Origin of the sequence: Acidovorax delafieldii 2AN, from assembly GCF_000175235.1 — a bacterium.
GTDB classification, from domain to species: domain Bacteria; phylum Pseudomonadota; class Gammaproteobacteria; order Burkholderiales; family Burkholderiaceae_C; genus Acidovorax; species Acidovorax delafieldii_B.
In genome coordinates, this window is sequence record NZ_ACQT01000018.1 from 20,739 (window position 1) to 38,646 (window position 17,908).

The 17,908-nt window shown below is 65.1% G+C and carries 17 protein-coding genes and 1 pseudogene; 9 read left to right on the forward strand and 9 right to left on the reverse strand.

Annotated elements, in window-relative coordinates; genetic code table 11:
* From iscU to uvrB, 4 genes are all read right to left on the reverse strand, one after another.
* The gene (gene iscU / locus ACDELDRAFT_RS05070; protein WP_005794104.1) at positions 1-402 is read right to left on the reverse strand and encodes a Fe-S cluster assembly scaffold IscU; all 402 of its coding nucleotides are present in this window, start codon (positions 400-402) and stop codon (positions 1-3) included.
* 29 nt (positions 403-431) lie between these two features.
* Positions 432-1,652, reverse strand: a complete 1,221-nt coding sequence (locus ACDELDRAFT_RS05075; protein ID WP_005794106.1) for an IscS subfamily cysteine desulfurase — start codon at positions 1,650-1,652, stop codon at positions 432-434.
* 102 nt (positions 1,653-1,754) lie between these two features.
* Positions 1,755-2,291 carry a Fe-S cluster assembly transcriptional regulator IscR gene (gene iscR / locus ACDELDRAFT_RS05080; RefSeq protein ID WP_005794107.1) on the reverse strand — a complete coding sequence of 179 codons (537 nt, stop codon included), beginning with the start codon at positions 2,289-2,291 and terminating at the stop codon, positions 1,755-1,757.
* A gap of 238 nt (positions 2,292-2,529) precedes the next feature.
* Complete coding sequence (gene uvrB, locus ACDELDRAFT_RS05085; RefSeq protein ID WP_005794109.1) at positions 2,530-4,620, reverse strand: excinuclease ABC subunit UvrB; 2,091 nt, start codon at positions 4,618-4,620, stop codon at positions 2,530-2,532.
* A gap of 105 nt (positions 4,621-4,725) precedes the next feature.
* Between uvrB and ACDELDRAFT_RS05090 the strand changes: the two are divergent.
* Together ACDELDRAFT_RS05090 and ACDELDRAFT_RS05095 are read left to right on the forward strand one after the other, a co-directional pair.
* Positions 4,726-5,935, forward strand: a pseudogene (locus ACDELDRAFT_RS05090) (amino acid aminotransferase).
* Positions 5,919-6,578, forward strand: a complete 660-nt coding sequence (locus ACDELDRAFT_RS05095) for a nucleotidyltransferase family protein (RefSeq protein ID WP_005794114.1) — start codon at positions 5,919-5,921, stop codon at positions 6,576-6,578. The pseudogene ACDELDRAFT_RS05090 and the gene ACDELDRAFT_RS05095 overlap by 17 nt, the downstream one beginning before the upstream one ends.
* 49 nt (positions 6,579-6,627) lie before the next feature.
* On the opposite strand, the gene ygiD is transcribed toward ACDELDRAFT_RS05095, so the two are convergent.
* Together ygiD and ACDELDRAFT_RS24960 are read right to left on the reverse strand one after the other, a co-directional pair.
* A complete protein-coding gene (ygiD, locus tag ACDELDRAFT_RS05100; protein WP_040328132.1) occupies positions 6,628-7,533 on the reverse strand; it encodes a 4,5-DOPA dioxygenase extradiol in 906 nt (301 codons plus the stop codon).
* Between the two features lie 548 nt (positions 7,534-8,081).
* Positions 8,082-8,264 (reverse strand): hypothetical protein, encoded by a 183-nt coding sequence (locus ACDELDRAFT_RS24960; RefSeq protein ID WP_157764903.1) that lies wholly within the window; start codon positions 8,262-8,264, stop codon positions 8,082-8,084.
* Here ACDELDRAFT_RS24960 and ACDELDRAFT_RS05105 point away from each other — a divergent pair.
* Entirely contained in the window at positions 8,263-8,724 is a 462-nt protein-coding gene (locus ACDELDRAFT_RS05105) for a hypothetical protein (RefSeq protein ID WP_005794118.1), read from the forward strand. The genes ACDELDRAFT_RS24960 and ACDELDRAFT_RS05105 overlap by 2 nt on opposite strands.
* 346 nt (positions 8,725-9,070) lie before the next feature.
* Here the strand turns inward: ACDELDRAFT_RS05105 and ACDELDRAFT_RS05110 are convergent, their stop codons facing one another.
* Both ACDELDRAFT_RS05110 and ACDELDRAFT_RS05115 read right to left on the reverse strand, forming a co-directional pair.
* Positions 9,071-9,979 (reverse strand): DMT family transporter, encoded by a 909-nt coding sequence (locus ACDELDRAFT_RS05110; RefSeq protein WP_005794122.1) that lies wholly within the window; start codon positions 9,977-9,979, stop codon positions 9,071-9,073.
* A gap of 440 nt (positions 9,980-10,419) precedes the next feature.
* Positions 10,420-12,774 (reverse strand): YgiQ family radical SAM protein, encoded by a 2,355-nt coding sequence (locus tag ACDELDRAFT_RS05115; RefSeq protein WP_040328140.1) that lies wholly within the window; start codon positions 12,772-12,774, stop codon positions 10,420-10,422.
* Positions 12,775-12,947: 173 nt separating this feature from the next.
* Here ACDELDRAFT_RS05115 and ACDELDRAFT_RS05120 point away from each other — a divergent pair, with 173 nt between their 5' ends.
* On the forward strand, positions 12,948-13,910 hold the full coding sequence (locus ACDELDRAFT_RS05120) for a bifunctional helix-turn-helix transcriptional regulator/GNAT family N-acetyltransferase (RefSeq protein ID WP_050784129.1): 963 nt from the start codon (positions 12,948-12,950) through the stop codon (positions 13,908-13,910).
* A 170-nt stretch (positions 13,911-14,080) separates the two neighbouring features.
* Here ACDELDRAFT_RS05120 and ACDELDRAFT_RS23930 read toward each other — a convergent pair whose 3' ends face one another.
* Complete coding sequence (locus ACDELDRAFT_RS23930) at positions 14,081-14,287, reverse strand: hypothetical protein (RefSeq protein WP_005794129.1); 207 nt, start codon at positions 14,285-14,287, stop codon at positions 14,081-14,083.
* Positions 14,288-14,447: 160 nt separating this feature from the next.
* On the opposite strand from ACDELDRAFT_RS23930, the gene ACDELDRAFT_RS05125 reads away from it, so the two are divergent.
* The 5 genes from ACDELDRAFT_RS05125 to ACDELDRAFT_RS05145 form a co-directional block, all read left to right on the forward strand.
* Positions 14,448-15,044: an IMPACT family protein gene (locus ACDELDRAFT_RS05125; protein WP_005794131.1), complete on the forward strand. Its 597-nt coding sequence runs from the start codon at positions 14,448-14,450 to the stop codon at positions 15,042-15,044.
* Positions 15,045-15,214: 170 nt separating this feature from the next.
* Positions 15,215-16,630, forward strand: coding sequence for a dihydrolipoyl dehydrogenase (locus tag ACDELDRAFT_RS05130; RefSeq protein WP_005794132.1), 1,416 nt, complete (start codon positions 15,215-15,217; stop codon positions 16,628-16,630).
* A gap of 114 nt (positions 16,631-16,744) precedes the next feature.
* A complete protein-coding gene (locus ACDELDRAFT_RS05135) occupies positions 16,745-16,948 on the forward strand; it encodes a YjfB family protein (protein WP_005794134.1) in 204 nt (67 codons plus the stop codon).
* Between the two features lie 120 nt (positions 16,949-17,068).
* A complete protein-coding gene (locus tag ACDELDRAFT_RS05140) occupies positions 17,069-17,377 on the forward strand; it encodes a helix-turn-helix transcriptional regulator (protein WP_005794136.1) in 309 nt (102 codons plus the stop codon).
* Positions 17,378-17,401: 24 nt separating this feature from the next.
* A partial coding sequence (locus ACDELDRAFT_RS05145; protein ID WP_005794137.1) for a HipA N-terminal domain-containing protein occupies positions 17,402-17,908 on the forward strand: 507 nt, incomplete at its 3' end.

The following is a 17,908-nucleotide window of genomic DNA, read 5'->3' on the forward strand; positions in this document are numbered from 1 at the left end:
TCAGGCTGCGGCCACCGCAGTGCTGTGCTTGGCCTTGTAGTCGTTGACGGCGGCCTTGATCGCGTCTTCGGCCAGGATGGAACAATGGATCTTGACAGGAGGCAGCGCCAGTTCTTCGGCAATCTCGCTGTTCTTGAGCGCTGCGGCCTCGTCCAGTGTCTTGCCCTTGACCCACTCGGTCACCAGCGACGACGACGCAATGGCAGAACCGCAGCCATAGGTCTTGAACCGGGCGTCCTCGATCACGCCGGTTTCAGGATTCACCTTGATCTGCAGCTTCATCACGTCGCCGCAGGCGGGCGCACCCACCATGCCGGTTCCCACCGATTCGTCACCCTTGTCGAACGAACCCACGTTACGGGGGTTCTCGTAATGGTCCACCACTTTGTCTGAATAAGCCATGATCTGTACCTCTTCAATGCTTCAAGCTGTCAATGCGCCGCCCACTGGATGGTGCTGATGTCAATGCCGTCCTTGTACATCTCCCACAAAGGACTGAGTTCACGCAACCGGGCCACGTTTTCACGGATGGTGCCGATGGCATAGTCGATCTCTTCTTCGGTGGTGAACCGGCCAATGGTCATGCGCAGGCTGCTATGGGCCAGCTCATCGCTTCGGCCCAAAGCGCGCAAGACGTAGCTGGGTTCCAGGCTGGCCGAAGTGCAAGCCGAGCCCGAGGACACGGCCAGGCCCTTGATACCCATGATCAGGGATTCGCCTTCCACGAAGTTGAAACTCATGTTCAGGTTCTGGGGCACGCGGTGCTCCAGGCTGCCGTTGATGAACACTTGCTCGATATCCTTCAAGCCGTCGAGCAGCCGCTGCTGCAGGGCCTTGGCCTTGGCGTTGCCCTCGGCCATTTCTTCCTTGGCAATACGGAAGGCCTCGCCCATGCCCACGATCTGGTGCGTGGGCAACGTGCCGGACCGCATGCCGCGCTCATGTCCACCGCCGTGCATCTGCGCCTCCAGGCGCACACGGGGCTTGCGACGCACATACAGCGCACCGATGCCCTTGGGGCCGTAGGTCTTGTGGGCGGTCATGCTCATCAGATCGATGGGCAGCTTGCTCATGTCGATTTCGACCCGGCCCGTGGCCTGCGCGGCATCCACATGCAACAGGATGCCTTTTTCGCGGCACAGGGCGCCAATGGCCGGAATGTCCTGGATCACGCCAATCTCGTTGTTCACAAACAGGATGCTGACCAGGATGGTGTCAGCTCGCAAGGCGGCCTTCAGGGCCTCCATGTTCACCAAACCGTCTTCCTGCACGTCCAGGTAAGTCACCTCGAAGCCCTGGCGCTCGAGTTCGCGCATGGTGTCCAGCACGGCCTTGTGCTCTGTCTTGAGGGTAATGAGGTGCTTGCCCTTGCCTTGGTAAAAATGGGCAGCGCCCTTCAAGGCGAGGTTGATGGACTCGGTGGCTCCGCTGGTCCAGACAATTTCGCGTGGATCGGCTCCGATCAGGTCTGCCACCTGCACGCGGGCCTTTTCCACGGCCTCTTCGGCTTCCCAGCCCCAGGCATGGCTGCGGGACGCGGGATTGCCAAAATGTTCGCGCAGCCACGGGATCATGGCGTCCACGACGCGCGGATCGACCGGGGTTGTTGCACCGTAATCGAGATAGATGGGGAAATGCGGGGTCATATCCATGGCTGGCTCAGTAAGGGTTTCTGGCTGGCAACAAAAAGCAATACATTCAGGATGCGGTCAAGGCGCTGCCGGCCCCAGGGCCGCAACGAAAGCGTACGCCGATCAGGACTTGGCGAACACGTTGCCCAGCGCGAACACCGAATTCGGCGCATTCACGCGGATGGGCTTGACGACCGGGGTGGTCGAGATCGCACGCCGTGCCACGGGCTTGTCCTCAATCTGAACGCCCTTGGCCAATTGCTCGTCCACCAGCTTTTGCAGCGTGACGGAATCAAGAAACTCGACCATGCGCTGGTTGAGCGATGCCCACAGTTCGTGGGTCATGCAGCGCCCCGCCTCGCCCAGGCAGTTCTCCTTGCCACCGCACTGGGTCGCATCGATGGGCTCGTCCACCGAAACGATGATGTCGGCCACGGTGATGTCAGCCGCTTTGCGGGCCAGGGTGTAGCCACCGCCCGGCCCCCGGGTGGACTCGACGAGTTCATGGCGACGCAGTTTGCCGAATAGCTGCTCGAGGTAGGACAGCGAAATCTGCTGCCGTTGGCTGATGGCAGCCAGCGTGACGGGACCATTGTTCTGGCGCAACGCCAAGTCGATCATGGCAGTGACCGCAAATCGGCCTTTGGTTGTGAGACGCATCGCAAGCTCCTTGTCTAGGCTTGTTCATTGGAAAACAGCAGGCCTTGGTACTTGGCGCCAAGCCTGCCACCGTCTCCGCCCTTACCCCGCCCAGCCTTCTGGGACGGGCCCTTCATCGTGGGCTCTTTTGTTGAGTGTTTTGTGGGAGTATATCACAAATCCCTATTGAATTTGTCGGGTTAAAAAACCAACAGGTCACAAACGAACCGGAAAGTTTCTTATTCCCCAATAACCCTAGTCACAGCGAGACCGAGTCGCTGCCATGTGCTCCGAAGGCCCGGTCCTTGAGCCGCGTGAGCTGGTCGCGCACCTGCGCTGCCTGTTCAAACTCCAGATTGCGCGCATGTTCCAGCATGAGCTTTTCAAGCCGCTTGATCTCGCGCGCCACGTCTTTTTCGGACATGTCTTCCACCTTGGCACGCTGAAGGGCCTCTTGCTCCAGCCGTTCCGCATCCTTGCCCGCTTTTTCGCTGTAGACACCGTCAATCAGGTCTCTTACCCGCTTGACAATGCTGCGCGGCGTGATTCCATGGGCTTCGTTGTATGCGATCTGTTTGAGGCGCCGGCGTTCCGTCTCGCCCATGGCTTTCTTCATCGACTCCGTGATGCGGTCGGCATACAGGATGGCGTGGCCGTTCTGGTTGCGGGCAGCGCGGCCAATGGTCTGGATCAGGCTGCGCTCGGCGCGCAGAAAACCTTCCTTGTCAGCGTCCAGAATCGCCACCAGAGACACTTCAGGGATGTCCAGGCCCTCGCGCAACAGATTGATACCCACCAGTACATCGAAGCTGCCCAGCCGCAGGTCACGGATGATCTCCACCCGCTCCACGGTGTCCACATCACTGTGCAGGTAGCGCACCTTCACGCCGTTGTCGGTCAGATAGTCGGTCAACTGCTCGGCCATGCGCTTGGTGAGCGTGGTAATGAGTACGCGTTCATGCTTTTCGACGCGAATGCGTATTTCTTGCAGCACGTCATCCACCTGATGCATGGCCGGGCGCACTTCGACCACGGGGTCCACCAGGCCCGTGGGGCGCACCACCTGGTCCACCACCTGGCCAGCGTGGGTTTTCTCGTAATCGGCTGGCGTGGCCGACACGAAAATGACCTGCCGCATGCGCTGCTCGAATTCCTCGAACTTGAGCGGCCGGTTGTCCAGCGCCGAAGGCAGTCGAAAGCCGTATTCGACCAGCGTCGTCTTGCGCGCACGGTCCCCGTTGTACATGGCCGAGAGCTGCCCGATCATCTGGTGGCTCTCGTCCAGGAACATGATCGAATCCTTGGGCATGTAGTCGGTCAACGTGCTGGGCGGGTCGCCCGGCGCCGAGCCTGAGAGGTGGCGCGTGTAGTTCTCGATGCCCTTGCAGTGCCCCACTTCGCTGAGCATCTCCAGATCAAAGCGCGTGCGTTGCTCGAGCCGCTGCGCCTCCACCAGCTTGCCTTCGGCCAGCAATTGCTGCAGGCGCTCGGCCAGTTCGATCTTGATGGTCTCCACCGCCGCCAGAACCTTGTCGCGCGGCGTGACGTAGTGGCTGCTGGGGTACACGGTAAAACGCGGAATCTTCTGCTTGACGCGGCCCGTGAGCGGGTCAAAGAGCTGCAGGCTCTCGATCTCGTCGTCAAACAGTTCAATGCGAATGGCCAGCTCCGAGTGTTCGGCCGGAAACACGTCGATGGTGTCCCCGCGCACACGGAATTTGCCGCGCGAGAAATCGGCTTCGTTGCGCTGGTACTGCATGCGGATCAGCTGGGCAATCACGTCGCGCTGGCCAAGTTGGTCGCCCACGCGCAGCGTCATCACCATGCGGTGGTAGCTCTCGGGCTCGCCGATGCCGTAGATGGCCGACACGGTGGCCACGATCACCACGTCGCGCCGCTCCATCAGGCTCTTGGTGCAGGACAGCCGCATCTGCTCGATGTGCTCGTTGATCGCGCTGTCCTTCTCGATGAACAGGTCACGCTGCGGCACGTAGGCCTCGGGCTGGTAGTAGTCGTAGTAGCTCACGAAGTACTCGACGGCGTTCTTGGGGAAGAACTCGCGGAACTCGCTGTAGAGCTGTGCAGCCAGCGTCTTGTTGGGCGCGAACACGATGGCCGGGCGGCCCATGCGGGCGATCACATTGGCCATGGTGAACGTCTTGCCCGAGCCCGTCACGCCCAGAAGCGTCTGAAAGGTTTCGCCATCGCGCAGCCCCTCCACCAGCTTGTCGATGGCCTCGGGCTGGTCGCCCGCCGGGGGGTACGGCTGGAACAGTTCAAAAGGCGAATCGGGAAAGCGAACAAACTCCCCCTCTGGCGTGGATGGCGCGGTTTCGGTCAGTTCCAGCATGGGCGTGGTCAACGTTGGCGGTGGGCGGGCCGTTAAAATCGGCGGAACCTGGCACAGTACACCACGCCCGGATTCTTCGCTACTGACAACCTTTCAAGGATTTTCATGTCTCTGTTCACCGCCGTCGAAATGGCCCCCCGCGACCCCCATCCTGGGTCTCAACGAGCAATTCAACGCCGACACCAACCCCAACAAGGTCAACCTGGGCGTGGGCGTCTATTTCGACGACAACGGCAAGCTGCCCCTGCTGCAGTGCGTGCAAGCCGCTGAAAAGACCATGATGGAAAAGCCCACCGCCCGTGGCTACCTGCCCATCGACGGTATTGCCGCCTACGATGCCGCCGTGAAGGGCCTCGTGTTCGGAGCTGACTCTGAAGTAGTCAAGGGCGGCCGCGTGGCCACGGTGCAGGCCATTGGCGGCACCGGCGGCCTGAAGATCGGCGCCGACTTCTTGAAAAAGATCAGCCCCAACGCCACCGTGCTGATCTCCGACCCCAGCTGGGAAAACCACCGCGCGCTGTTCACCAACGCCGGCTTCCCGGTGGACACCTACCCCTACTTCGACCAGAGCGCCAACGGCGGCCTGGGCGGCATCAACTTCGAAGGCATGCTGGCCAAACTGAAGGCCGCCGCAGCCGGCACCATCGTGCTGCTGCATGCCTGCTGCCATAACCCCACCGGCTACGACATCACCCCTGCCCAGTGGGACCAGGTCATTGCCGTGGTGAAGGAGCGCAACCTCACCGCCTTCCTGGACATGGCCTACCAGGGCTTTGGCTACGGTATCGCTGAAGATGGCGCCGTGATCGCCAAGTTCGTGGCTGCCGGCCTGAACATCTTCGTGTCCACCAGCTTCTCCAAGAGCTTCAGCCTGTACGGCGAGCGCGTGGGCGCCCTGAGCGTGGTGGGCAGCACCAAGGAAGAAACCGACCGCGTGCTGAGCCAGCTCAAAATCGCCATCCGCACCAACTACTCCAACCCACCCACCCATGGTGGTGCCATCGTGGCCGCCGTGCTGGGCAACCCCGAGCTGCGCGCTCTGTGGGAAAAGGAACTGGGCGAGATGCGCGTGCGCATCAAGGCCATGCGCCAGAAGCTGGTGGACGGCCTGAAGGCCGCCGGCGTGACCAAGGACATGTCCTTCATCACCACGCAGATCGGCATGTTCAGCTATTCGGGCCTGTCCAAGGACCAGATGGTGCGCCTGCGCAGCGAGTTCGGTGTGTACGGCACCGACACCGGCCGCATGTGCGTGGCTGCGCTCAACAGCAAGAACATCGACTACGTCTGCCAGGCGATTGCCAAGGTCATCTGATCTGACTGAAGAAGCGGCGCTGCGGCGCCGATTCACGAGCGAAGCGCTCCAGAACCCGCACAACGCGGCCATTCTGGAGCGTTTACCGCTTCTGGGCCTGCCGGATGCCTGGCTTGTGGCTGGCTGCCTCTTCCAAACCGTTTGGAATCTGCGCTCGGGGTTTGCGCCCACGGCGCACATCAAGGACTACGACCTGTTCTACTTCGACGCGTCAGACCTGTCCGAAGCGGCAGAACAAAAGGTGCAAGCCCGCGTCACCGCCCTCTTTGCCGACCTGCTCGTCACCGTGGAGGCAAAGAACCAGGCGCGCGTACATCTCTGGTACGAGCACTGGTTCGGCTACCCGTACGACGCACTCGAGTCCGCGCGCCGGGGTATTGATCGGTTTCTGGTGCCCTGCACCTGCGTGGGCCTGCAGCCCGGCGCACAGGCGCCGACAGATGCGCCAACCCTGTACGCCCCGTATGGCCTCAAAGAACTGTATGCCGGAATCTTGCGGCCCAATCCGCTGTGTCCCCATCTGCCGCTGTTCGAGGCCAAGGCCCGGAGTTACCGTGAACGCTGGGGCTGGCTGGAAACCCGGGAGATGGTTCGCCCCCATCGGGCGGCCCCACCCTCTGACTCAAGACTTTCAGGCCCCTAGCGCAGGATTGGCGGTCGTAAGAAGCTATCAGAAGTAGAGCAAATCAACATCACCCCCACAGCACTGACCGCATCGAAATCGACGCGGATTGGTAGCCGGTGTTGAAAAAGCGCGGCATTTCGCTGGCTTCCACCGCACCCGCGGCATACAGCAGGGGCAGGTAATGCTCATGGGTAGGATGCGCCTGCCGGGCCACGGCGCCCAGCTTTTGAAAGTCCTGCAAGGCCGCCAGTTGGCCTTTCTTGATCTGCTCCTGGACCACGGTGTCGAACTCGGTGGCCCAGTCGTAAGCCTCGTTGGACGCCGTGCCACGGCGCGTGGCGCGCAGGTTGTGCACCACGTTGCCGCTGCCCACGATCAGCACGCCACGTTCGCGCAGGCCCTTGAGCTGCTGGCCCAGCTTGTAATGCTCGGCCGGGGCACGGCTGTAGTCCATGCTCAGCTGCAGCACCGGAATGTCGGCCCTGGGAAACATGGGCTTGAGCACCGACCAGGTGCCATGGTCCAGCCCCCATTCACCTTCGTCCACGCCCAGCGGGCCGCCCGTGGCGGGTGAGCGCAGCTCGCCCGCCAAGCTGCGCGCCACCTGCGGCGCACCGGGGGCCGGGTACTGCTGGTCGAACAGCGCCTGCGGAAAGCCGCCAAAGTCGTGGATGGTCTTGGGATGGGCCATGCCGGTCAGTTGCCAGCCGCCGCGTGTGAGCCAGTGGGCAGACACACACAGAATGAGCTGCGGCTGCGCGGCGCGCGCCAGCAGTTCCGCGCCCATGGACTGCCAACTGCGGCGCCAGGCGTTGTCTTCAATGGCGTTCATGGGGCTGCCATGGCCCACGAAAAGCACCGGCATGCGGGGCGACGGTTTCAATGCCCCCAGCGCGCTGGCGGTGGCCGCGCTGCTCAACGAGGTGGTCATAAAAGCTCCCGGAAAGGCGGCCAGGCCCGCAAGGGCGGCCAAAGAAGTTCTGCGGTGCATGGAGAGGGAGCGTAACAAATGGTGGTGACCCGGGAAGGGAGACCGGCCCGCGCCCGGAAGTTCCTGAACGCGTGCTCTGAGTGCGCCCCCAGACACGCCCAACCTCTTTCTCGCTGTCGTCCACGTACAGCCCCAATGTCCGTGCCCCGCCGCCACTCTCGTTTTTTTCCGCTTCGGGCTCCGCATGGGCGGCCGCCGGAGCAACCCGTCCAGCACCCTCATGCGTGGCATTGCGCCTGAACCGCCAAGCAGGCCCTCTCCCTCATGCGCTCGACGCCAAGGTTGGGCCCTGTACCGACACCCAGATGCGGACCCCACGTCGCGAGGGCTCAGTCAGGGCTTCTGCACTCTCGAGTCCGCCACCGAAAAGCGCCCTCCAGTGCGGACCACTCCGCAGCCACGGCCGCCCACCCGAAACCGACCTTGTGTACCCATGGCTGGGCTGCCGGGCAACGCCGTTTCAGATGCTGGACGACGTGGAGATTGTCGTGCACGCACTTCTCCCGAGGCCTTGAGCTGCGCTCCGAAACTCACTTTTTGATAGCTGCAACCTCTTTATTCATGAGCACTGCCATCGCATAAGACCCAGAATCTGGATCAACACCAGAAGCCGCCCGCGCGTGGTTAAGGTGTAAATGGGCCGATGGACTACACGCTCCCCGCGCCGATGCCGTTTCAATGCGAATTGACTCAACACCATCGGGAGATGCCATGAAATCCCTCATCCTTGACTCTTCCATGACCAGCATGGCCGGCGTTTTCTACCCCACCGGGCATGTGTTCGCGCTGTTTCCCGACGAAGACTGCGTGCGCCAGGCGGCGACCGCTCTGCAGCAGGCGAACGTCACCGGCGACACCTGCTATGCGTCGCCTGAGGCCATCCTGCAGGAAATCGTGCAGACACTGGGCACCGCCGACACCCCGCTGCCGTCGGTGGGCGCTGAGGGCGACATCGTGCGGCGCATGGCCGATCTGGCCGCCACCGGCCACCACGGGTTGCTGCTGCGCATGAACGACAAGGACGACCCCGCTCAGGTGGCCCATGCACTGGCAGCCGAAGGCGCCGTTGCGGCCTTCTATTACCGGACGTTCGTCATCGAGGACCTGATCGCGCCACCCGCCGCCGCCGCCTCCCCTTCGGTCACGGTGGGCACCCACGCGGCAGACACCTGAGCAGGCGCGATGCACTGGGCGCGGCCGCACCCTCGCTCCGTCGCGTCGGGGTGCTGCGCCACCGGCCACGGGGTGGCGCGGCCGGGCATGGCCTGGTCCTGCACACCCCGCAGCATCCTGCGTCACGCCGAGGGCGCGAGCGAAGGCACTGAAACGGCTGCACCGAGCACATGAAGCACTGCAGCTTCGCCCCAACTTCTGCCAGCGCCACCGCCGGGCCGTCACAGCCAGACGGAACGGGGCCATGCCTGGAGCACGGTGGTGAAGGCAGGCGCGAGGCCAAGGTCAGGCTCCTGCCAGGGCCGCACCCATCAGCCATGGGATTGGCGGGTGCCCGCGGCTGCGTTCACCGCTGGCGCGAAAGGCCCACTATGCTCGCGCACAGCAGGCCAGCCCCCACGAGTTGCCGCATGCCCATGCTTTCGCCCAGCAGCGCCACCGCCAGCACGATGGCAACCAAAGGCTCCACCAGCGTGGCGGTCACGACGGCCGTGGGCCCCAAACGCCGGGCGCTCCAGGCAAAAATGACATAGGCGATGGCCGTGGTGACGACGCCCGTGTACCCGGCCCCCGCCCACTGCCACGCCCCCCGGGGCCAGGTCACGCCCTGATAGCAGGCTACCGCAGCGGTGCACAAGGTGGCGGCAGCCATCCCCCAGGCTGACGCAGCCAACGGCGACACCGCCTGCGGCATGCGCGCGTTGCCCAGCACGACCAGGGTGTACGCCGCCGCCGAACCGAGCGACCACATCACCCCTCGCCACTGCCCCACAGCCAAGTCTTGGCCACCCACTGGTGCCACCACCAGGGCGGAGCCCATCAGCGCAGCCGCCAGGCCCGTGAGCAGCGGCACGGTGGCGCGCTCGTAGCCCCGCAGCAGGGACACTGCAGTCACCAGCACAGGGGCGCAACAGATCGAGATCACCGTGGCCAGCGCCGCGCCCACGTGGGTGATGGCCACGAACCAGCAACCGACGCTCAGGGCCATGGCCGCTCCCGTGCCAGCCATCAGCCCCTTCACGCGCCATGGAAGCCGGGGCCAGGCACCGCGGTCCTGGGCCTGCGCCGCCGAGCGCCCGGACCACAACGCTCCAAGCAACAGGAGCGGCAGCCCCAGGGCGAACCGCGCCAGCGCCAGGCTGGCGGGCGCCATGCCCGCATCCAGCAATTGCTGGGCTACCAGGGCACCTCCACCCCACAGCGATCCAGCCAACAACACACCGCCCCATGCCAGGGCGGCCTTTGAATTTTTCATGCAATTTCTCCCGTTCCGCGCGTGCAGGCCGCTCAGGCCACACGCGCGCGTTCAAGCCGTGCCGCCGCTGGCAGCACAGTCCGCTGAGCCACCCGGGGGGCGGCCCTGAATCAGCAGAAAGAGGGAGGAGAAAGAAGACGCATCGCGCCTGAATGCTAGCAGTTCACCGCAGCGCGTGCGGCGGGAGGGAGGCCGCCACCGAACCCGGCCCGCACCGACTTCGAAAAACAATCCGGGATTGAAAGCCGGGCCCGGAACTCGGCTGGGCTGGGCTGGACTGGACTGGACTGGACTGGACTGGACTGGACTGGACTGGACTGGACTGAATTGTCCCGGTGATTGCCAGCCCCACTGAGAAAAACCCGCCTGCAGCGCTCGCCCACCAAGCGCCTCCTGCTCCATTTTTGATAGCAACGTTTGCGGCGCCGGAGGCGGCTGCGTCAGCGCGGCCTGCGGCTGCCCGGCTTGGCTGCCCCGGTGGCGCGGGGCGGAAGGCCGGTGTGCTGGGTCAGCACGCGGCCCTTCTGGGGCTGGACGGGCACCGCAGACTTGGCCTCGGCAGGCGTGGAGTTCTTGCGCCGCGCGCTCTCGTAGCACCCGCCAGTCACCGGCTGGAAGGTGGGGATCAGGTGGTGCTTGCCATTGCCGATCAGGTCGGCGCGGCCCATGGCCTTGAGCGCCTCGCGCAGCAGCGGCCAGTTGTTCGGATCGTGGTAGCGCAGAAAGGCCTTGTGCAGGCGCCTGCGTTTCTCGCCGCGCACGATGGGTACCTCCTCGCTGTCGCGCGTGATCTTGCGCAGCGGGTTCTTGCCCGAGTGGTACATCGCCGTGGCGCTGGCCATGGGGCTGGGGTAGAAAGCCTGCACCTGGTCGGCGCGAAAGCCATTTTTCTTGAGCCAGATGGCAAGGTTCATCATGTCTTCGTCGCTGGTGCCAGGGTGGGCCGCGATGAAATAGGGGATGAGGAACTGCTTCTTGCCCGCTTCAGCGGTGAACTTCTCGAACAGCGTCTTGAACTTGTCGTAGTTGCCGATGCCCGGCTTCATCATCTTGGTGAGCGGGCCGGATTCGGTGTGCTCGGGCGCGATCTTCAGGTAGCCACCCACGTGGTGCTGCACCAGTTCCTTGACATATTCGGGGGACTGGATGGCCAGGTCGTAGCGCAGGCCCGAGCCGATCAGGATCTTCTTCACGCCCTTGATCGCCCGGCCGCGGCGGTAGATCTTGATGAGCGGATCGTGGTTGGTGGTGAGGTTCTGGCAGATGCCGGGGTAGACGCAGCTCGGCTTGCGGCAGGCGGCCTCGATCTCGGGCGAGCGGCAGCCCAGCCGGTACATGTTGGCCGTGGGGCCGCCCAGGTCGGAGATGGTGCCAGTGAAGCCCTGCACCTTGTCGCGGATGTCCTCGATCTCGCGGATGATGGAATCTTCGGAGCGGCTCTGGATGATGCGCCCCTCGTGCTCGGTGATCGAGCAGAAGGTGCAGCCGCCAAAGCAGCCGCGCATGATGTTGATAGAGAAGCGGATCATCTCCCACGCCGGAATCTTGGTGGCGCCGTCGTAGCGGCCACGCTCGTCGGCATAGCGTGGGTGCGGGTTGCGGGCGTAGGGCAGGTCGAAGATGTGGTCCATCTCCGCCGTGGTGAGCGGAATGGGCGGAGGGTTGAGCCACACGTCGCGCGCCGTGGCACCCTCGCCGTGCGCCTGAACGAGCGCGCGGGCGTTGCCGGGGTTGGTTTCGAGGTGCAGCACGCGGTTGGCGTGGGCATAGAGCACCGGGTCGCTCTTGACCTGCTCGTAGCTGGGCAGCCGGATCACGGTGCGCTCGCGCGGCGGGCCCTTGTGCTTGCCCTGCAGGGCCGGGTTGGGCACGAAGGTGAGCGCGTGGGTTGCACTCGCCGTTTTTGCGTCTTTTTGGCCTGCCGCGCTTGCTGTGTCTGCGTCAGCAGCTATTGAAACAGAAGCATCTTCCTTGCTGCAACTGCTGCCCTGCCCCGCAGCCTGTTCGCTGGTGGTCTGGTAGGGGTTGATGTGCTCGTCCACGCGGCCGGGCAGATCGACGCTGCTGGAATCGATTTCGAACCAGCCCTCAGGGGTGGTGCGGCGCACAAAGGCCGTGCCCCGCACGTCGGTAATCTGCTCGATTGGCTCGCGTGCGGCGATGCGGTGGGCCACCTCGACCAGGGCGCGCTCGGCATTGCCGTACAGCAATAGGTCGCACTTGGCATCCACCACGATGGAGCGGCGCACCTTGTCGCTCCAGTAGTCGTAATGGGCAATGCGGCGCAGGCTGCCTTCGATGCCTCCCAGCACAATGGGCACATCCTTGTAGGCCTCGCGGCAGCGCTGGCTGTAGACGATGGCGGCGCGGTCGGGGCGCTTGCCCGCCACGTCGCCGGGGGTGTAGGCATCGTCACTGCGGATCTTGCGATCGGCCGTGTAGCGGTTGATCATCGAATCCATGTTCCCGGCCGTGACGCCCCAGAACAGGTTGGGCTTGCCCAGCGCCTTGAACGGCTCGGCGCTCTGCCAGTCGGGCTGGGCGATGATGCCCACGCGAAAGCCCTGCGCCTCCAGCGTGCGCCCGATCACGGCCATGCCGAAGCTGGGGTGGTCGATGTAGGCGTCGCCCGTAACCAGCACCACGTCGCAGCTGTCCCAGCCCAGCTGTTCCATTTCGGCGCGGCTCATCGGCAGAAACGGGGCATTGCCAAAGCGCTTGGCCCAGTACGGGCGATAGCTGGTCAGCGGCTTGGCGGCGCGCGTGAAAAAAGAGACGTCAACGGGGGCGTTCATGCGGGTGCGGCCGCCCATGGGCATGGTAGGCGCGGTCGTGGTGGGTAACCGGCCATTTTAAGGCGGCAGCCCGTTTTTGTCGCCCTTTGGGTGCTTGCCCTCTCTCAGGCAAGGGCATGCATGGCGGTCGCAGATACTTGCTTTTGTCAACCATTTACATGACATTGGCAGGCATGAACACGCCACCCAACCCCTCTGCCCCACACCACCCGCCCTCGGCTGCCGCCGTGAAGGCCGTGCGGCGGTTCAACCGCTTTTTCACGCGCCGCGCGGGCGTGTTGGCGCCCTACCTGGGCAGCCCGCTGTCACTGACCGAGGTGCGCGTGCTGTACGAGCTGGCGCACCGCAAGACCCCCGTTGCCAGCGAACTGGCCCGCGACCTGGGGCTGGACGGCGGCTACCTCAGCCGCATTCTTCGGCGGTTTGAAGCGGCGGGCTGGCTGCGGCGCAGCGCCAGCCCCCGGGACGCCCGCCAGAGCGTGCTGGCCCTCACCCCCGAGGGGCGTGACACCTTCGAGCCTCTGCAGCAGCGCTCGCGCGACGAGGCCGCAGCGCTGCTCGCGCCCCTGCCGCCGGCCCACCAGCAGGAGCTGGTGGCGGCAATGGAACGCATCGAAGCCTTGCTCGACCCTGCGCATGCCGCCCAAGCCCCCACCCGCCTGGCGGTGCTGCGCGATCTGCAGCCGGGCGATATCGGCTGGGTGGTACAGCAGCATGGCGAGATCTACTGGCGCGAATACGGGTGGGACAGCCGCTTCGAAGCCCTGGTGGCCGATATTGCCGCGCAGTTTGTGCGCAAGTTTCAGCCCGCCTGGGAAAAGGCCTGGATTGCCGAGCTGGGGGGCGAGCGCGTGGGTGCCGTGTTCGTGGTGCGCAAATCCGCCACCACCGCGCAGTTGCGGATGCTCATCCTCTCACCCCAGGCGCGCGGCCTGGGGCTGGGCGCCCGACTGACGGACGAGTGCATCGCCTTTGCACGTGCCAAGGGCTACCGAAAAATGGTGCTCTGGACCAACAGCTGCCTGACCACGGCGCGCAGCATCTACGCCCGGCGCGGCTTCCGCCTGGAAAAATCCGAAGCTTATGAAGGGTTTGGCCAGAGCCTCGTGGGAGAGACCTGGTCGCTCAAGCTCTGATCGATCTGACCGCGTTAGCGGTACGGCCCCAGCCCACGGGCCGACATACCCACAGGGCCGTGCGAGATGGTGATCACCGCGTTACAAGGCGCAGCCTTGCCCTAAAGCCCCAGGCAATTGGCGTACGGAACCGCCCCGCAGGCCGGGCACCAGCCCGATCTTCGGGCCTGCTACCACTCCCCCGCCTCCCGCACGCGCTGCGCAAGATCGGGAAACGACGCCTCTTCTGCCCCGGCAGATGGTGCACACGCTGCACTGCCGGCAGGTGCGGAAGGCGCTGCCGCACGCACCGCCGTCTCGGCCGGGCTACCGAAGCGGCCGAAGACATGGCTGGAGAGGGCTTTGGGCAGCGCAGCGGTCACAACAGGGTCGGCCATGGTGGTTCCTTCAACGGTGGAGTCTCTGCGGTACAGGGACTGCTTTTGGGCCAAAGCCCGCCAGCGCTGTGCAACGCATTCCACACCCAACGCGCCAACCCCGCAGCAGGTGCACCCGCGCGGCGGAATTCTCCACCGCGGCGGGTTAAGCTCGCGCCCCATGCCTCAGACCCTGGCCGCGCCCGTTCACAGCGAAATCGTCATCAAGAAAAGCCGCTTCATCGGCTGCGTGCAACCCATGGCCGACCGCGCCAGCGCCCAGGCGCACGTGGATGCGCTCTGGAAGCAGCACCCGGGCGCCGCCCACATCTGCTGGGCCTTGCTGGCCGGCGGGCAATCGGCTGCCGTGGACGACGGCGAGCCGGGCGGCACCGCGGGCCGCCCCATGCTCGACGTGCTGCGCCACCAGGATCTCGAAGGCGTACTGGCCACCGTGGTGCGCTACTTCGGCGGCGTCAAGCTGGGTGCGGGGGGGCTCGTGCGCGCCTACACCGACTGCGTGGCGCAGGCCCTGATCGCAGCCCCCAAGGTACAGCTTCAGCGCATGGCTACGCTGCAGTGCCTGGTTCCGTATGCGCTCGAAGGCCTGCTGCGTCGCGAAATTGAAGCGGCCGGCGCTGCGCTGGTGGACGTGCAGCACGGCTCGCTCGTCACCCTGCAGATGCGCCTGCCCGAGGCGCAAGCCGCTGCCTTCATGCAGCGCATCAACGACCAGGGCCAGGGCCGCGTGGGGTGGACGGACGCAGCCACCCTCTGAGCAGGGCCAGGTGCCCACCTTCCACCATCGTCTGGTCACCACGGGCCCTGCCCCCGGGTCGTTGGTGAACATGGATGGCACAGGCTGCCACGCAAAAGGCCTGCGCGCCTACAGCGAAACCGGCACTTGCGGGGCAGACTGCGGCTTTTTCCGGCCCGAGGAGGCATTGCATGAGCCAGCCGCTCGACACCCTCATCATCGGCGCAGGCACAGCGGGCCTGGCTGCCCTGCGCGAAGTGCGAAAGCGCACCGACCGCTTTCTCATCGTCAATGAAGGCCCCTGGGGCACCACCTGCGCGCGCGTGGGCTGCATGCCCTCCAAGGCGCTGATCGAGGCGGCCAACGCTTTCCACCGCCGCCACGCCTTTGCCGATTTCGGTTTGCGCGGCGCCGATACCGTGGAGGCCGACATCGCCGCCGTGCTCGAACGCGTGCGCAAACTGCGCGACGGATTTGCCAAAGGTGCGCGCCAGGCGACCTCCCGGCTGGGCCCCGCCTGCATCACGGGCCGGGCCACCGTGCTGGACCCGCACACCGTAGACATCGACGGCAGAAGGCACAGCACCCGCAGCATCATCATCGCCACCGGCTCCCGCCCCCGCGTGCCCGACGCGTGGCTGGCCTTTGGCGAGCGCATGCTCACCACCGACACCCTGTTCGAGCAGCCCACGCTGGGCCCGCGCGTGGCCGTGATCGGCATGGGCGCCGTTGGGGTTGAAATCGCGCAGGCGCTGGCCCGCCTGGGCCTGGAAGTGGCCGCCTTCACCACGGACGACACCGTCGCCGGCCTGAAGGACCCCGCCCTCAATGCAGAACTGATGGCCGTGCTCAAGGAAGATGTGGTGTTGCACACAGGCGCTCCGGCCGATCTGCGCGAAGTGCCCGGCGGCATTGAAGTGCGCAGTGGCCCCAACCGCGTGGTGGTGGACCAGGTCATCGCGGCCATGGGCCGGGTGCCCAACATCGAGTGCCTGGGCCTCGAGAACCTGGGCGAACCGCTCGATCCGCATGGTATGCCCGCCGTCAATCCGCAGACGCTGCAGATCGGCAATTTGCCCGTGTACCTCGCGGGCGATGCCAATGCCCAGGTGCCGCTGCTGCACGAGGCCACCGACGAAGGCCATATCGCGGGGATGAACGCCCTGGCCGAAACACCCACACGCTTTCAGCGCCGCACGCCCCTGTCCATCGTGTTTTGCGACCCCCAGGTAGCCGTGGTGGGGAAGCCGCTGGCCGGCCTTGAGGCAGCCGAAGTTGCCACGGGGGCCGCCAGTTTCGAGGACCAGGGCCGTGCCCGTGCGGCCCTGCGCAACCGGGGGCTTTTGCACGTGCACGCCGACCGCAGCACGGGCCGCCTGCTGGGTGCCGAGATGTGCGCGCCCGACGGCGAACACCTCGCCCACCTGCTGGCCCTGGCCGTACACCGCAAACTCACCGTGCACGAGATGCTTGGCATGCCCTTCTACCATCCGGTCCTGGAAGAAGGCCTGCGGTCAGCGCTGCGGGATGCGGCGCGCCAGTTGCCCGGCAGCCCGGACTCCGATCTGGCCTCGTGCATGGCCCTGGGCGTGCCGGCGCTTGAATAAGCACCACCCTCTGAGTTCATCCGTGCGGCACCGCACCGGCAGGGGCGCGTGTAACAGCACTCAAGCCAAGCCGGCAACACGCCGATATAGCACCATCACCCTCAAGGAACCGCCATGGATGTCGCACTCACCAACAGCATCGTCAAGACCGCCACAGCCATGGCCAGCCGCGAAACCGCCGATGCCGTGCAGGTCACCGTGCTGAAGAAGGCCCTCGACACCCAGGCCAGCGCAGCAGCCACCCTGCTGCAGGCACTGCCCCAGCCGCCGCTGGCCACCTCAGGCACGCTGGGCACCCAGCTCAACACGTTTGCCTGAACCTACACGACACGCGAAGCTCTCCAAGGCATAGCATTTGCAGCCGCCCTTCGGGCGGCTTTTTTTCACTAATTGACACACAACATATGCTTTTTATTTAAAAAGAGTATATTAGTGATCATGTCACATGATCTCATTGCCAGCTTGGCGCTGGCACGCAAGGCCGCCGGACTCACCCAGGCCCAACTGGCCGAGAGGGCCGGTCTGTCCCGCATGACGGTGCAGCGCACCGAAGGTGGGGAGCTTGACCCGCGTTTCTCCACTCTGGCGGAAATGGCCCGGGTGCTGGGCATGGATCTGATGGCCGTGCCCAGCAGCCTGCGCCCCAGCCTGCAGGCGTTCGTTCAGTCGGGCGGCAAGTTCCTGGGCCAGCCCCAAGGGGCCGACGCCCCGCCCTCCGTGGTCGACAAGCTGAGGGTGGGCGGCTGACGCGCAGGCCCGTCGAAGCACACCATGAGCACCGCCATCCGCTACCTGCGCTGCTATCTGCACCGCCCCAGCAGCGCCGGGGGCGGGCGCGAGGCCATTGGCTACCTTTCGCAATACGGTGACATCCTGCGCGTGTCGTTTGACGAGAGCTACATTCGCAACCCCGAACGCCCGACCCTCTCGCTGAGCTACCAGGGCGCCGATGAGGCGGCCACGCAGCAGATCCTGGCTTCGGCCCGCGACGCGCGGTTGGTGCGCACCGATGGGCGCTGGCCGGTGTATTTTCAGAACCTGCTGCCCGAGGGCCACAACCGCGAGCGCCTCGCACGCGAGCGCGGCTGCAGCCCCGACGACGAGTTCGAGCTGCTGGCCGCCGCCGGACACGACCTGATGGGCGCGCTGGAGGTCGAGCCCGTACCCGCGCAGGACGGCATTCCGGACGTGGTGCGGCACTGGCACACCACGCAGGGCCTGGATGTGCTCGAACCCGGGTTTGTCGAATACCCGGTGGAAGACGCGGCATCGCTGCCC

Excerpts from the sequence above, each read along its gene's own strand:
- iscU (WP_005794104.1), bottom strand. The coding sequence starts at position 402 with ATGGCTTATTCAGACAAAGTGGTGGACCATTACGAGAACCCCCGTAAC.
- ACDELDRAFT_RS05075 (WP_005794106.1), bottom strand. The coding sequence starts at position 1,652 with ATGGATATGACCCCGCATTTCCCCATCTATCTCGATTACGGTGCAACA.
- iscR (WP_005794107.1), bottom strand. The coding sequence starts at position 2,291 with ATGCGTCTCACAACCAAAGGCCGATTTGCGGTCACTGCCATGATCGAC.
- uvrB (WP_005794109.1), bottom strand. The coding sequence starts at position 4,620 with ATGCTGGAACTGACCGAAACCGCGCCATCCACGCCAGAGGGGGAGTTT.
- ACDELDRAFT_RS05105 (WP_005794118.1), top strand. The coding sequence starts at position 8,263 with ATGAAATCCCTCATCCTTGACTCTTCCATGACCAGCATGGCCGGCGTT.
- ACDELDRAFT_RS24960 (WP_157764903.1), bottom strand. The coding sequence starts at position 8,264 with ATGGCATCTCCCGATGGTGTTGAGTCAATTCGCATTGAAACGGCATCG.
- ACDELDRAFT_RS05110 (WP_005794122.1), bottom strand. The coding sequence starts at position 9,979 with ATGAAAAATTCAAAGGCCGCCCTGGCATGGGGCGGTGTGTTGTTGGCT.
- ACDELDRAFT_RS05115 (WP_040328140.1), bottom strand. The coding sequence starts at position 12,774 with ATGAACGCCCCCGTTGACGTCTCTTTTTTCACGCGCGCCGCCAAGCCG.
- ACDELDRAFT_RS05120 (WP_050784129.1), top strand. The coding sequence starts at position 12,948 with ATGAACACGCCACCCAACCCCTCTGCCCCACACCACCCGCCCTCGGCT.
- ACDELDRAFT_RS23930 (WP_005794129.1), bottom strand. The coding sequence starts at position 14,287 with ATGGCCGACCCTGTTGTGACCGCTGCGCTGCCCAAAGCCCTCTCCAGC.
- ACDELDRAFT_RS05125 (WP_005794131.1), top strand. The coding sequence starts at position 14,448 with ATGCCTCAGACCCTGGCCGCGCCCGTTCACAGCGAAATCGTCATCAAG.
- ACDELDRAFT_RS05130 (WP_005794132.1), top strand. The coding sequence starts at position 15,215 with ATGAGCCAGCCGCTCGACACCCTCATCATCGGCGCAGGCACAGCGGGC.
- ACDELDRAFT_RS05135 (WP_005794134.1), top strand. The coding sequence starts at position 16,745 with ATGGATGTCGCACTCACCAACAGCATCGTCAAGACCGCCACAGCCATG.
- ACDELDRAFT_RS05140 (WP_005794136.1), top strand. The coding sequence starts at position 17,069 with ATGTCACATGATCTCATTGCCAGCTTGGCGCTGGCACGCAAGGCCGCC.